The organism is [Actinomadura] parvosata subsp. kistnae (assembly GCF_900323885.1).
Lineage (GTDB): Bacteria > Actinomycetota > Actinomycetes > Streptosporangiales > Streptosporangiaceae > Nonomuraea > Nonomuraea composti.
Window position 1 is genome coordinate 3,127,808 of record NZ_OOHJ01000018.1, and the last position, 13,235, is coordinate 3,141,042.

The 13,235-nt window shown below is 70.9% G+C and carries 11 protein-coding genes and 1 pseudogene; 5 read left to right on the forward strand and 7 right to left on the reverse strand.

Annotation, left to right across the window (positions count from 1 at the left end):
• Nucleotides 1-23 precede the first annotated feature (23 nt).
• Nucleotides 24-1,745, forward strand: coding sequence for an SDR family oxidoreductase (locus KIS93_RS34665; protein WP_080043695.1), 1,722 nt, complete (start codon nt 24-26; stop codon nt 1,743-1,745).
• Nucleotides 1,746-1,764: 19 nt separating this feature from the next.
• Nucleotides 1,765-2,409 (forward strand): TetR/AcrR family transcriptional regulator, encoded by a 645-nt coding sequence (locus KIS93_RS34670; protein ID WP_186404577.1) that lies wholly within the window; start codon nt 1,765-1,767, stop codon nt 2,407-2,409.
• A gap of 247 nt (nt 2,410-2,656) precedes the next feature.
• Here KIS93_RS34670 and KIS93_RS34675 read toward each other — a convergent pair whose 3' ends face one another.
• Complete coding sequence (locus KIS93_RS34675) at nt 2,657-2,992, reverse strand: hypothetical protein (RefSeq protein ID WP_080043694.1); 336 nt, start codon at nt 2,990-2,992, stop codon at nt 2,657-2,659.
• 163 nt (nt 2,993-3,155) lie between these two features.
• Here KIS93_RS34675 and KIS93_RS34680 point away from each other — a divergent pair, with 163 nt between their 5' ends.
• Nucleotides 3,156-3,686 (forward strand): tetratricopeptide repeat protein, encoded by a 531-nt coding sequence (locus KIS93_RS34680; RefSeq protein ID WP_230465654.1) that lies wholly within the window; start codon nt 3,156-3,158, stop codon nt 3,684-3,686.
• A 176-nt stretch (nt 3,687-3,862) separates the two neighbouring features.
• On the opposite strand, the gene KIS93_RS34685 is transcribed toward KIS93_RS34680, so the two are convergent.
• From KIS93_RS34685 to dnaK, 6 genes and pseudogenes are all read right to left on the reverse strand, one after another.
• Nucleotides 3,863-4,570 (reverse strand): hypothetical protein, encoded by a 708-nt coding sequence (locus KIS93_RS34685; RefSeq protein WP_155128718.1) that lies wholly within the window; start codon nt 4,568-4,570, stop codon nt 3,863-3,865.
• A gap of 225 nt (nt 4,571-4,795) precedes the next feature.
• Nucleotides 4,796-7,369, reverse strand: coding sequence for an ATP-dependent chaperone ClpB (gene clpB, locus KIS93_RS34690; protein ID WP_080043692.1), 2,574 nt, complete (start codon nt 7,367-7,369; stop codon nt 4,796-4,798).
• A gap of 31 nt (nt 7,370-7,400) precedes the next feature.
• Nucleotides 7,401-7,724: pseudogene (locus KIS93_RS34695) on the reverse strand (heat shock protein transcriptional repressor HspR); the annotation flags it as partial.
• Nucleotides 7,725-7,728: 4 nt separating this feature from the next.
• A complete protein-coding gene (gene dnaJ, locus KIS93_RS34700; RefSeq protein ID WP_080043691.1) occupies nt 7,729-8,910 on the reverse strand; it encodes a molecular chaperone DnaJ in 1,182 nt (393 codons plus the stop codon).
• Nucleotides 8,911-8,933: 23 nt separating this feature from the next.
• Nucleotides 8,934-9,536: a nucleotide exchange factor GrpE gene (grpE, locus tag KIS93_RS34705; RefSeq protein ID WP_080043690.1), complete on the reverse strand. Its 603-nt coding sequence runs from the start codon at nt 9,534-9,536 to the stop codon at nt 8,934-8,936.
• Nucleotides 9,536-11,407, reverse strand: a complete 1,872-nt coding sequence (gene dnaK / locus KIS93_RS34710) for a molecular chaperone DnaK (protein WP_080043689.1) — start codon at nt 11,405-11,407, stop codon at nt 9,536-9,538. The genes grpE and dnaK overlap by 1 nt, the downstream gene beginning before the upstream one ends.
• Before the next feature lie 138 nt (nt 11,408-11,545).
• On the opposite strand from dnaK, the gene KIS93_RS34715 reads away from it, so the two are divergent.
• Nucleotides 11,546-12,100, forward strand: a complete 555-nt coding sequence (locus tag KIS93_RS34715) for an RNA polymerase sigma factor (RefSeq protein WP_230465653.1) — start codon at nt 11,546-11,548, stop codon at nt 12,098-12,100.
• Nucleotides 12,093-13,205: a hypothetical protein gene (locus KIS93_RS34720; RefSeq protein ID WP_080043687.1), complete on the forward strand. Its 1,113-nt coding sequence runs from the start codon at nt 12,093-12,095 to the stop codon at nt 13,203-13,205. Before KIS93_RS34715 ends, KIS93_RS34720 begins: the two co-directional genes overlap by 8 nt.
• The last annotated feature ends 30 nt before the right edge of the window (nt 13,206-13,235 follow it).

A 13,235-nucleotide genomic window follows, 5' to 3' on the forward strand; every position in this document is an offset into this window, starting at 1 on the left:
AAATCGTCCAATAGGAGGTCGCGATGCGCATGGTGGACTCCGGTGACGTGCGGCTGGCGGTGTTCGAGGAGGGGTTCGAGGAAGGCGACCCGGACAAGCCGGCCGTGCTGCTCCTGCACGGGTACCCCGACACGCATCGCGTCTGGGACGAGGTGGCCGCGCTGCTGCGCGACCGCTTCCATCTGATCCGGTACGACGTGCGCGGCGCCGGCGCGTCCACCGAGCCGGCGGATCGGGACGACTACGGCTTCGACCGGCTGCTCGGCGACCTGACCGCCGTGCTCGACGCCGTGGGACGGCCCCGCGTGCACCTCGTGGGGCACGACTGGGGCTCCATCCAGGGCTGGGAGGCGCTGAGCAGGGCGGGCTTCAGTGAACGGCTGGCCTCGTTCACCAGCATCGGCGGCCCCGGGCTGCGGCAGGCGGCGCACTTCTTCCGTAACGGGCGGCCCCGCGACGTCCGGGCGCAGCGGCTCAGGTCCTGGTACATCGGCGCGTTCCGGCTGCCGCTGCTGCCCGAGCTGGCGTGGCGCTCGGTGCTGCCCGGCCTGCTCGCGCGCGCCCTGCGCGGCGACGGCATCGAGCCGCGCCCGGGGCATCCGGCGAGCACGCTGGTCAGGGACGGGCTGAACGGGCTCGCGCTCTACCGGTGCAACATGGGGGAGCCCCGGCCCGACCCGCAGGTGGCCGGCGTGCCCGTGCAGATCGTCGAGGCCACGCGGGACGCGTACGTCACGCCCGCGCTGCTCGACGCGGTCGGGCGGTGGGCGCCCCGGCTGTGGCGGCGCAGGGTCGCGGCCGGGCACTGGGTGCAGCGCAGCAGGCCCGAGACGGTGGCCGGGATGATCGCCGAGTTCGTGGAGCACGTCGAGGGCGGGGCCGAGAGCCGGGAGCTGCGGCGGGCGCGGGCGGGCGGGGCGTTCGGCGGGCGGCTCGTGGTGGTCACGGGGGCGGGCTCGGGGATCGGGCGGGCGACGGCGCGGGCTTTCGGGGCGCATGGGGCAGAAGTGGTCTGTGCGGATATCGATAGGGATGCGGCGACACGCGTGGCCGAGGATATTGCGAAAGACTTTCAGGTCAAGGCGTACGGGGTGCGGGTCGATGTGGCGAATGCCGACGCCATGGAGGACTTTTCGCGAAATATCATCGCTGAATATGGCGTGCCGGATATTGTGGTGAACAATGCGGGGATCGCCGTCGCGGGAGCCTTCCTCGACCACACCATTGACGACTGGCGCAGGACCATCGACGTCAATCTGTGGGGCGTCGTGCACGGTTGCCGGCTCTTCGGCGCCGCCATGGCCGAGCGCGGCGCGGGCGGGCACATCGTCAACGTCGCCTCCCTGGCCGCCTTCGCGCCCTCCCGGGTGCTGCCCGCGTACTCGACCACGAAGGCCGCCGTGAAGATGCTCAGCGACTGCCTCAGGGCCGAACTGGCGGACCATGGCATCGGGGTCAGCGCCATCTGTCCCGGGTTCGTCTCGACGGGCATCGCGAGCCATGCCACGTACACGAAGGAGAGCCTGCGCGAGGACGCGGTGCGCGGGCTCGCGCGGCGCGGATACCCGGCAGAACGGGTGGCCGCGCACATTCTGCGCGCCGTCCGCAGAAACCAGGCGGTCGTCCCCGTGAACGCCGAGGGGAAAATCGGCTATGCGCTGTCGCGGATTTCGCCAAGGGCGATGCGCGGACTGGCCCGGTTGAGCAAATTCGCGGGTAAGGATCGCTCATACAGGAGAAGATGAATCTGTGTCTTCGCCGCAAATGGATGACGAGTGCGTCTACCCCAAAGCCCTCAGGCGGCAGCCCGCACAGCGCCGCAGCGCCCGGCGCGTCGAGCGGATGCTCGACGCCTGTGCCGAGCTCCTCGACGAGACCGGTTACGAGGCCCTGTCCACCACCCGCATAGCCGAGCGGGCGGGCGTCGCCATCGGGTCCGTCTACCAGTTCTTCCCCGACAAACGCGCCATCACGCAAGAGCTCACCCGGCGCAACGTCGAGGAGTTCGTCCGCAGAGTCGACCGCAGGTTCCTGGAGGAGGACTACCGCGGCTGGTGGGAGGCCGTCGATGCGATCATCGACGTCTACGTCGACATGCACAGGAAGGTCGCCGGCTTCAAGAGCCTGCACTTCGGCGACGCCGTCGACCTCAACCTGCTCGACTCCGACTCCGACAACAACACCGTGATCGCCGGCCGGCTGCGCGGCCTGTTCCTGAAGGAGTTCGGGCTGGCCGACAGCCCCTCGCTCGACCTGGCCGTGCTCGTGGCGGTCGAGGCGGGCGACGCGGTGCTGAAGCTGGCCTTCCGCCGCGACCCCGACGGGCAGCCGGAGATGATCGACGCGGCCAAGCAGATGATCAGAGGGTTCCTGGCCCGCCAGCTCAAATCCTTGCCGACGGTCCGCTGACGGGCCCGTTCAGCGGGTGAAGTCGTGGACGGCGCGACGGTACTCCAGGATCGCGGGTGACGCCTGCCCTTGACGGCCCCTGCCGTCAGGGCGGGCCGCGCCGCCCGCCGAGGTGCATGACCGGCGCCCACCGGCCGCCCGGAGGTGGCACCGAGACGGTCACCTCACGGGCCGCGACCCGTGGGTGGAGGGCTCCGGCCGGACCAGGGAGCCCGCCGCCACGACCGGCCGAGAACGTCGCGCGAGCCTATTGCGCGGGGCGCTCCTGGATCTCGCGCAGCGGCTCGGCCAGCCAGGCCGGGACGCCGCGCAGCCAGTGCCTGCCGTGCTCGCCGAGCGCGGTCGCGGGCGCCTGGTGCAGGCGTGACGTGGCCGGCGTGCGCAGGCAGGGGGCGGGCAGCGAGACCGGGCGCGTGTCCCTGGCCTCCCGCACGTTCAGGCGGGTCTCCAGCGCCCGCAGGTTGCGTTCGGCGGTCTCGATGGCCTCCAGGCGGGCCGAAAGGTAGCCGGCGACGCCGGGCACGAGCGCCGACAGCACCACAGCACAGGCCAGCGTGAAGGTCATCTGCTTGGACAGGCCCATCACAGTCCCTCCGCTCGCGTGGCGGCAAAGCAACTGGTATATGCCCGCTGACCTGCGAAAACACGCACCCTGTGCCCGGTATTGGGGGAGATGTTACCTAAGGGGACGCGCGGCGATGCGAATTGTCCGGGCAAAGGGCCGGGCCGGTCGGTAGTCTCGCGTTGTGGCGCATGTGACCCGTGAGCACCTTGATCGTCTGCTTGAGCAGGCGCTGTTGGCCGACGACCACGATTCCCTGGCCAGTCGGCTCTACGACGTCGCGCTCGACTATTCGTCCGGCGACGTGTCCAGGGCCTCCATCCTGGTGCTCGCCGCCGAGGAGTGGCGAGCGGCGGGGCAGCCCGCGCGCGCGATGGAGTGTTTCCAGCGCGCGGTCGAGGACGGTGGCGAGGCGGGTTTCGACCCGCGTGCCGGCATCGCCGACACGCTCTTCGAGCTCGACAGGCCGGATGAGGCGAGGGAGGTCATCGAGACGATACGCGCGGAGGGGAACGTCTCCACGGCGACCGCTCACACGATCGCCGAGACGCTGGTCGCCTATGGCGATCTCCAAGGGGGCCTCGAGTGGGCCACCCAGGCCGCCCTGCGGTGCGAGGAGAACGACCCGGAGCAGGTGGCGCTGCTGCGTACGCGCTACCGCATCAGGGTCGATCTCGGGCTGCCCGAGGACGAGCTGGACGAGCTCGTCTCCTGAGGCGGCCGCGCGTCGATCGAGCCCGTCCACCGGACCGGGCTCGCTGAGCCGTGCCCGCACCATGAAGGTGGCCGGAGGGGCCACGGTCCCCGCACGGTCCGTTCGTGGGGACCGCGACCCCTCCGTTCAGGGGATGCCGGGCGTGGCAGGCACGGTCCACGCCCGGACAGGGTGGCTCATTTCAGTGCGAGACCGCCGAGGGCGTCGGTGAGCCCGGCCGCCCCGGAGCCGCCGCCGGGCAGCACCGCGACGCCGTCCAGGCTGTCCATCGCCTTGGGCAGCACCTGGCCGATGAGCTCCGCGCTGACCTCGCTGACCGGCTCCTGGAGGCCGAGCGGCGAGTCGGTGCCGGTGGTGACGACGCGGTTGTCGTAGGGGCCCCTGCCGACCGTCATCTCGTCGGGCAGCCTGCTGTTCAGCGAGGTTCCCGGCACTTCGGGCAGCATCGGGAGGGGCGGCAGCGGGGGCAGCTTCGCCATGGTCGCCAGGTCCGCCACCCCGGCCGGGCCGGGCATCATGGGAAACAGCGCGGGCGACGCCGAGAACAGCGACGCCAGCCCCCAGGTGGCTCCCGTGCCGCTCAGGTCGGCCATGCGCAGCACCTGCTTGCCGGTCGCCAGGCCCTTGTAGCCGGCCTGCCTGGCCATCTCCCCGGCGGCCATGGCCACCTTGTTGCTCTCGCTGGTGATCATGCGGCTGCCGGCCGAGCCGCCCTCCTCAAGGCGCAGCGTGGAGGGGTTCTCGCAGGCCGAGACGACCGAGGCGGGCGACAGCACCGCGGTCTCCGCGCACCCGCCGGCCATGGAGGTGCCGGTGAACAGCCAGCTGACGCCCGCGGCCAGCGCGGCCACGGCGATCATGCTCCGGAACTTTCGGAATGACACCGCACGTCTCCCTGAGTCGATGTCGGTGATCTGACGAACGCTCACCGTAGTCACCCGCGGGCCGGGGGAGGTGCGGCTTGTCCGAAGGGTGGGGCGAACCTTACCGAGCGCGTGGCGCGATGACCGGGCCATGACACGCCGGAGCCCGGGAATCACCTGGACCCGGGCCATGACACGCCGGAGCCCGGGGATCGCCTGGATCCCCGGGCTCTCTAGGACGCGCCCTTATGCCGCTCGCTGGATGAGCAGCTCGTCGTCGCCCAGCTCGACCAGCACCTTGTCGCCGTCGGCGACCTCGCCGGACAGGACCGCCTTGGCCAGCTTGTCGCCGATGGCGGACTGGACCAGGCGGCGCAGCGGGCGGGCGCCGTACAGCGGGTCGTAGCCCGTCAGCGACAGCCACTCTCGGGCCGCCGGCGTGACCTCCAGCGTCAGCCTGCGGTCGGCCAGGCGCTGCGCCAGGCGCTCGACCTGCAGATCCACGATCTGCGCCAGGTCCTCGGAGCCGAGCGCGTCGAAGAGGATCACGTCGTCGAGCCGGTTGAGGAACTCCGGCTTGAACGAGCCGCGCACCGCCCCCATGACCGCCTCGCGCTTGGCGCCGTTCTCCAGCGCCGGATCGACGAGGAACTGCGAGCCGATGTTGGAGGTCAGGATCAGGATCGTGTTGCGGAAGTCGACCGTGCGGCCCTGGCCGTCGGTCAGCCGGCCGTCGTCGAGCACCTGCAGCAGGATGTCGAACACCTCGGGGTGCGCCTTCTCGACCTCGTCGAGCAGCACCACCGTGTACGGGCGGCGCCGGACGGCCTCGGTGAGCTGGCCGCCCTCCTCGTAGCCGACGTACCCGGGAGGCGCGCCGACCAGCCTGGCCACGCTGTGCTTCTCGGAGTACTCGCTCATGTCGATGCGGGTCATCGCCCGCTCGTCGTCGAACAGGAACTCCGCCAGCGCCTTGGCCAGCTCGGTCTTGCCCACGCCGGTCGGGCCGAGGAACAGGAACGAGCCGGTCGGGCGGTCGGGGTCGGCGATGCCGGCGCGGCTGCGGCGTACGGCGTCGGAGACGGCCTGCACGGCCTGCCGCTGCCCGATGAGGCGCTTGCCCAGCTCCTCCTCCATGCGCAGCAGCTTGGCCGTCTCGGCCTCCAGCAGCCGCCCGGCGGGGATGCCGGTCCAGGACGAGATCACCTCGGCGATGTCGTCGGCGCCGACCTCCTCCTTGACCATGGCGTTGTCGGGCGGCGCGGCCTCGGAGGCGGCCTTCAGCGCCTGCTCCAGCCGGGGCACCTCGGCGTACATGAGCCGCGAGGCGGCCTCGAAGTCGCCGTCGCGCTGGGCCCGCTCGGCGGCGCTGCGCGCCTCGTCGAGCTGCTTCTTCAGCTCACCGACCTTGTTGAGCCCGGCCTTCTCGTGCTCCCAGCGGCCGACGAGGGCGTTGAGCTCCTCCTGCCGGTCGGCCAGCTCCTGGCGGAGCCGTTCGAGCCGCTGGACGCTGGCCTCGTCGGTCTCCTTCGACAGGGCCAGCTCCTCCATCTTCATGCGGTCGACGCTGCGCTGGAGCTGGTCGATCTCCACGGGACGGGAGTCGATCTCCATGCGCAGCCGCGAGGCGGCCTCGTCGACCAGGTCGATGGCCTTGTCGGGCAGGAAGCGGTTGGTGATGTAGCGGTCGGACAGCGCGGCGGCGGCGACCAGCGCGCTGTCGGCGATCTGCACCTGGTGGTGGGCCTCGTAGCGGCCCTTCAGCCCGCGCAGGATCGCGATGGTGTCCTCGACGGTGGGCTCACCCACGTAGACCTGCTGGAAGCGGCGCTCCAGCGCCGGGTCCTTCTCGATGCGCTCGCGGTACTCGTCGAGCGTGGTGGCGCCGATCATACGCAGCTCGCCGCGGGCCAGCATGGGCTTGAGCATGTTGCCGGCGTCCATCGCGCCCTCGGCGGCCCCCGCGCCGACGACGGTGTGCAGCTCGTCGATGAACGTCACGATCTGCCCGTTGCTCTCCTTGATCTCGGAGAGCACGGCCTTGAGCCGCTCCTCGAACTCGCCGCGGTACTTCGCGCCGGCCACCATCGCGCCCAGGTCGAGCGAGATGAGCCGCTTGTTGCGCAGCGACTCGGGCACGTCGCCGGCCACGATGCGCTGGGCCAGGCCCTCGACGACGGCGGTCTTGCCGACGCCGGGCTCGCCGATGAGCACCGGGTTGTTCTTGGTGCGGCGGCTGAGCACCTGGACGACGCGGCGGATCTCGGTGTCGCGGCCGATCACCGGGTCGAGCTTGCCGCCGCGGGCCCGCTCGGTCAGGTCGACGCCGTACTTCTCCAGCGCCTGGTAGGTGTCCTCGGGCGTCTCGCTGGTGACGCGGGCGTTGCCGCGTACCTTCTCGAACGCGTCGAGCAGCGCCTGCGGCGTGGCCCCCTGCGACTTGAGCAGCTCGGCCGACTGCCCGCCGTCGGCCGCCAGGCCGACCAGCAGATGCTCGGTCGAGACGTAGAGGTCTTCGAGGCGGTTGGCGTGCTGGGCCGCGGTGTTGAGCACGGTCAGGAGCTGGCGGGAGCTCGACGGCGCCCCCACCGTCGCGCCCTGCGCCTTCGGCAGCGCCGCCAGCTGCTCCTCCGTGCGGGCCCGCAGCGTGCGCCAGTCGGCGCCGACGGCCTCGAGCAGCGGCACGGCGGTGCCGCCCGTCTGCGAGAGCAGCGTGGTCAGCAGGTGAGCCGGGGAGATCTCCGGGTTGCCCTCGGCGGCGGCGCGCCGCATGGCACCCGAGAGCGCTTCCTGGCTCTTCTGGGTGAGCTTGTAGTCCATGGTCTTAGGCCCCCGGTGGCAGCTCGTAGCGGATCAAGGCTCTGACCATGCGCATCTCGGCGCGCAGGCGGTGAACCTCCTCACGCAGCCGCAGAGCTTCGTTCTCGAGCTCGAGAATCCGCTTGATCCCCGCGAGGTTGATGCCCTCTTCTTGGGAGAGCCGTTGCACCTCGCGGAGCTGGATGATGTCTCTTGTGGAGTAGAGGCGGCCGCGCCCCGCCGTGCGGCCAGGACTGACCAGGCCGAGCCGGTCGTACTGGCGCAGCGTCTGCGGGTGGAGCCCCGAGAGCTGCGCGGCCACCGAGATCACATAGACAGGGGTGTCGTCTGACAGGTCGAAGTAGTTGGCGTCCATCGGCTTACTCGCTTCTGGCTCGCTGAATGAGCTCTGCGCGCGGGTCCTCGCTCGCGTGGGCGGTGTTGAACTCGTTGAGCAGCTCACGCGACTTGTCGTCGAGCGTCTTCGGGACGACCACCTCGACGCTCGCGAGCAGGTCGCCCTTGGTGCCGTCTTTCCTCGTAACGCCCCTGCCGCGCACGCGGAACGTGCGCCCGTTGGGGGTGCCGGCGGGAATGCGCAGCGTGACCGGCATGCCCTTGAGGATCGGCACCTTGATCTCGGCCCCCAGTGCGGCCTCCGTGAACGTCACGGGAACCGTGATCGTGAGGTTGTCACCCGACCGGCCGAACACGGCGTGCGGCTTGACGTGGGTGAGGATGTAGAGGTCGCCCGCCGGGCCGCCGTTCTCGCCCGGCGCTCCCTTGCCCTTGAGCCTGACCTTCTGGCCGTCGGCCACCCCCGCGGGGATGCGCGCCTGGATGGTGCGGGTGCTCTTGGCGCGGCCGCTGCCCTCGCACACGGGGCAGGGATCGTCCACGATCAGCCCGCGGCCCTTGCAGTCGCGGCAGGGCTCGGAGAAGGCGAAGTTGCCGAGGTTGCGGCTGGCCGCGCCGGTGCCCTCGCAGGTGGGGCAGACCCTGGGGGTCGTGCCCGCCTTGGCGCCGGTGCCGCTGCACGCGGTGCAGGCGGCGGAGCTGGTCAGCCTGAGTGACACGGTGGTGCCCTCGACGGCTTCGGTGAACGTCAGCGTCACCTCGGACTCGATGTCCTGGCCACGCCTGGGGCGGGTGGTGCTGGTGGTGCGGGTGGCCCCGCCACCGCGGTTGAACAGCCCGCCGAACAGGTCGCCGAGCCGCTCTCCCGCGCTCCCGCCGTGACCGGTCTGCTGGCTGGTGCCGCCGAACAGGTCACCGAAGTCGAACGGGAAACCGCCACCGCCGGGCCGCTGGCCGCCCACCCCGGACCCGAACAGCGTGCGCGCGTCGTCGTACTCCTTGCGCCGCTTGGTGTCGGACAGCACGTCGTACGCCTCGGAGACCTCCTTGAACTTGGTCTCCTTGGTCGCGTCGCCCTGGTTGGTGTCGGGGTGGTACTGCCTGGCCAGCTTCCGGTAGGCCTTCTTGATCTCGTCAGCGGTGGCGGTCTTGGGCACACCAAGGACGGCGTAGTAGTCCTTTTCCAGGTAGTCCTTGGTGCTCATCTACGGCCCTTCGTCCTATTTGCTCAGTTTTCGTCGTCATCGGACGCGGCAGGGGCGTCCTCGGGCTCGGCGACGGCCACCCGCGCCGGGCGCAGCACCCTGTCACCCATCCGGTATCCAGGCTGCAACACTTCGACGGCCGTCGGCTCGCTCACGTCCGGCGAATAGCTGTGCATCAGCGCCTCGTGGACGGTCGGGTCGAACGGCTCGCCCTTCTGCCCGAAGGAGCTGAGCCCCAGCTTGGTGAGCGCCGACTCCAGCGACTCCGCCACCTTCGCGAAGCCTCCGGTCAGCTCGCCGTGGTCGCGCGCCCTGCCGATGTCGTCGAGCACGGGCAGCAGCTCCGTCAGAGCCCCCGCGACGGCCTGCTCGCGCACGGCCGCGCGGTCGCGCTCGACGCGCCTGCGGTAGTTGACGTATTCGGCCTGGAGGCGCTGGAGGTCCGCGGTGCGCTCGGCGAGCTGGGCCTCCAGCTCGCCGTTGCCGCCCGCCGCCGGGGCGGGCGCCTGCTCGGCGCCCTCCTGGCCGTCGGCGGGAGCGGACTCCCTGACCTGGCCCGTCTCCGGGTCGATCTTGCGGTTGTCGCGGATCACCGGCTCCTCGTGCCCGTTGTCACGCGGCGGCATCACTGGTCCTTCTTCGGCTGGTCGTCGTCGACGATCTCGGCCTCGACCACGTCGTCATCGGCCTTCTGGCCCTGACCGGCGGAGGCGTCCTGCGGGGCGCCCTCGGGGCCGGCCTGCTGGCCCTGGCTGGCGGCGTAGATGGCCGAGCCCATCTTCTGGCTGACCGTGGCGAGCTTCTCCGCCGAGGTGCGGATGACGTCGGTGTCGGTGCCCTCCAGAGCCTTCTTCAGCTCGGCCAGGGCGTCGTTGACCTCGGTCTTGATCTCGCCGGGGACCTTGTCGTCGTTCTCGCGCAGGAACTTCTCCGTCTGGTAGGCCAGACCGTCCGCGTTGTTGCGGACCTCGGCCTCCTCGCGGCGCTTCTTGTCCTCCTCGGCGTACGACTCGGCCTCGCGCATCATGCGCTCGATGTCGTCCTTCGGCAGCGCGGAGCCGCCGGTGATCGTCATCGTCTGCTCCTTGCCGGTGCCCAGGTCCTTGGCGGAGACGTTGACGATGCCGTTGGCGTCGATGTCGAAGGTGACCTCGATCTGCGGGATGCCGCGCGGCGCCGGCGCGATGCCGGTCAGCTCGAAGGTGGCCAGCTTCTTGTTGTAGGAGGCGATCTCGCGCTCGCCCTGGTAGACCTGGATCTGCACCGACGGCTGGTTGTCCTCGGCCGTGGTGAAGACCTCGGAGCGCTTGGTCGGGATCGTCGTGTTGCGCTCGATGATCTTGGTGAAGATGCCGCCCTTGGTCTCGATGCCCAGCGACAGCGGGGTCACGTCGAGCAGCAGGACGTCCTTGACCTCACCCTTGAGCACGCCGGCCTGGAGCGCGGCGCCGATGGCCACGACCTCGTCGGGGTTGACGCCCTTGTTGGGCTCCTTGCCGCCGGTCAGCTCGCGGACGAGCTCGGTCACGGCGGGCATGCGGGTCGAGCCGCCGACGAGCACCACGTGCGCGATGTCGGAGACCTTGATGCCGGCGTCCTTGATGACCTGGTGGAACGGCCCCTTGGTCCGCTCGAGCAGGTCGGCCGTCAGGCGCTGGAACTCCGAGCGCGTCAGCTTCTCGTCGAGGTGCAGCGGGCCCTCGGACGACGCCGTGATGTAGGGCAGGTTGATGTTGGTCTCGGACTGGCTGGACAGCTCGATCTTGGCCTTCTCCGCCGCCTCGCGCAGACGCTGGAGCGCCATCTTGTCCTTGGCCAGGTCGACGCCGTGCGCGTTCTGGAAGCGCTTGACCAGCTCGTCGACGATGCGCTGGTCCCAGTCGTCGCCGCCGAGGTGGTTGTCACCGGAGGTGGCCTTGACCTCGACGAAGCCGTGGCCGTCCTCTTGGCCGACGTCGAGCAGCGACACGTCGAAGGTGCCGCCACCGAGGTCGAAGACCAGGATCGTCTGGTCCTGCTCCTTGTCGAGCCCGTAGGCGAGGGCCGCGGCGGTCGGCTCGTTGATGATGCGGAGCACGTTGAGGCCCGCGATCGTGCCGGCCTCCTTGGTGGCCTGCCGCTGGGCGTCGTTGAAGTAGGCCGGGACGGTGATCACCGCGTCGGTGATCTTCTCGCCCAGGTAGGCCTCGGCGTCCTGCTTGAGCTTCTGCAGGACGAAGGCGCTGATCTGCTGGGGCGAGAACTTCTTCCCGTCGATCTCCTGGGACCAGTTGGTGCCCATCTCGCGCTTGACCGAGCGGATCGTGCGGTCCACGTTGGTGACGGCCTGCCGCTTGGCGACCTCGCCGACGAGGACCTCGCCGTTCTTCGCGAAGGCGACCACGGACGGCGTGGTCCGCGAGCCCTGCGCGTTGGCGATGACGGTGGGCTCACCGCCCTCGAGGATCGAGACGACGGAGTTGGTCGTCCCAAGGTCGATACCTACCGCACGTGCCATGAGTACGTCCTTGTAGTCAAAGTTGAGTCGGTCAGACTCAACCTATGGATGCGTGTCGTCTTTGTCAAACGACTTGAGCCTACCCGACTCAACCCCTGTGAGCGTGAAAGCATTCCCGACGAACGGGCAAGAACGGGCGTGACAGTGCACAACACGCGTAACGGACCCGAACGGTTAGGGGTTCCTCCCGATCTGTTCGATGCGCACTTCGCCGAGATCCACCGCTACATCGCGCGGCGGCTGTCGGAGGACGTCGCCGACGACCTCGCCGCCGACGTCTTCGTCATCGCCGTCGGCGGCGGCTACGACCCCTCCGTGGGGGCCGTGCGGCCCTGGCTTTACGGCATCGCCACCAACCTGATCGCCCGGCACCGCCGTACCGAGATCAGGCGGTGGAAGGCGATCAGCCGCGCGGCCGAGCGCGACGGCGGCGGCGGGCACGAGGACGAGGTGCTCGACCGGGTCAGCGCGGCCCGCTTCACCGGGCCGCTCGCGGGGGCGCTGGCCGGGCTGAAGCAGCGCGACCGGGACGTGGTGCTGCTGATCGCGCTGGGCGGACTCGGCCACGCCGAGGTGGCGCAGGCGCTCGGCATCCCGTACGGGACCGTCGCGTCCCGGCTGAGCCGCGCGCGCAAGCACCTGCGCAAGGCGCTGGGGGACGTCAATCCGTTCAAGGAGGGCTTCGATGGATGAGCTGGACCTGCTGGCCCGCGCGCTCCCCGACGCGCGCCCGCCGTCCCCGGAGGTCGTGCGGCGCGCCCGCGCCCGCCTGGCCGTTGGGACACGAGTCGCGCGCCGGGGCCGGCCGTGGGCGTTGTGGGCGGCGGTCGCCACGACGGGGGTCGTGGGGGTGGTCTTCGCGCTGGTCGCGAACCTGGCGCCGGCGCCGGTGGCCGTCCGCCCGGCCGACCCCGGCCAGGCGCTGCTCGACCTGGCCGCACGGGTCGAGCGGCGGCCCGAGGAGAAGGGCGCGTACTGGCGGACGACCACCCAGTCGGGGCGCCGCATGTACGCGGGCACGTACACGGTGCGGGTGACCTCGGAAGCCGACCACTGGTACCCGCGCGACGACAAGGACCCCGCGCTGACCCGGTGGCTGGCGCCGGTCGTCCGGCCCGACGGCCGGGCGGACGAGCGGGCCTGGCGCGCGGCGGGCGCGCCGAAGCGGATCACGCCCGAGTGCCCCAGCGGCTCGGCCACGGCGGAGTGCAAGGAGCTGCCGGTGGCGGACACCACCCGGCCCGGGTGCGTGTATCTGTGGGGCGTCCACCGGGAGAACCCTCTCTCGCAGGCTCCCCTGGAGGACGTCACCCTGGCCGACCTTAAGGCGATCCCCGCCGAACCCCGCGCCCTGGACGCCTACCTGCGTGACCAGCACAAGAGCGACCCGTCACAGCCCGTTGAGACGTTCGTGGCCACGAAGGCGGCGCGGCTGCTCGGCCTGCCCTTGAGCCCCGGCCAGCGGGCCGCCGTCCTGCGGCTGCTGGCCGCGCACCCGCTCACCCGGGTCGGCGGCACCGTGACCGACCCGCTCGGCAGGAAGGGGCTGTCGGTGAGCTTCGGCGACCAGGCCGGGCTGGACATCGCCTGGTACGCCCAGGGCCGATCCGTGATCGCGGCCACGACCAGCACGTACGTCATCGACCCCGGCACCGGCGCAACGCTGGCCGAGGTCCAGACCACGAACCAGGCGCTGCCGGGGCTGGCCAAGGGCACGGCCCTCACCTACGACGCCTTCGAGAGCGGCTGGACCGACGCGCGGCCCGACCGTCCCCGGGCCTGCTCGCCCAGCAGGTGAAGCGGGGCGGACCCCCGGGACGGTGGGCGC

What these genes read in the sequence shown, in the direction of transcription:
- KIS93_RS34665 (WP_080043695.1), top strand. Translation starts at nt 24, where the DNA reads ATGCGCATGGTGGACTCCGGTGACGTGCGGCTGGCGGTGTTCGAGGAG.
- KIS93_RS34670 (WP_186404577.1), top strand. Translation starts at nt 1,765, where the DNA reads ATGGATGACGAGTGCGTCTACCCCAAAGCCCTCAGGCGGCAGCCCGCA.
- KIS93_RS34675 (WP_080043694.1), bottom strand. Translation starts at nt 2,992, where the DNA reads ATGGGCCTGTCCAAGCAGATGACCTTCACGCTGGCCTGTGCTGTGGTG.
- clpB (WP_080043692.1), bottom strand. Translation starts at nt 7,369, where the DNA reads ATGGACTACAAGCTCACCCAGAAGAGCCAGGAAGCGCTCTCGGGTGCC.
- dnaJ (WP_080043691.1), bottom strand. Translation starts at nt 8,910, where the DNA reads ATGAGCACCAAGGACTACCTGGAAAAGGACTACTACGCCGTCCTTGGT.
- grpE (WP_080043690.1), bottom strand. Translation starts at nt 9,536, where the DNA reads ATGCCGCCGCGTGACAACGGGCACGAGGAGCCGGTGATCCGCGACAAC.
- dnaK (WP_080043689.1), bottom strand. Translation starts at nt 11,407, where the DNA reads ATGGCACGTGCGGTAGGTATCGACCTTGGGACGACCAACTCCGTCGTC.
- KIS93_RS34720 (WP_080043687.1), top strand. Translation starts at nt 12,093, where the DNA reads ATGGATGAGCTGGACCTGCTGGCCCGCGCGCTCCCCGACGCGCGCCCG.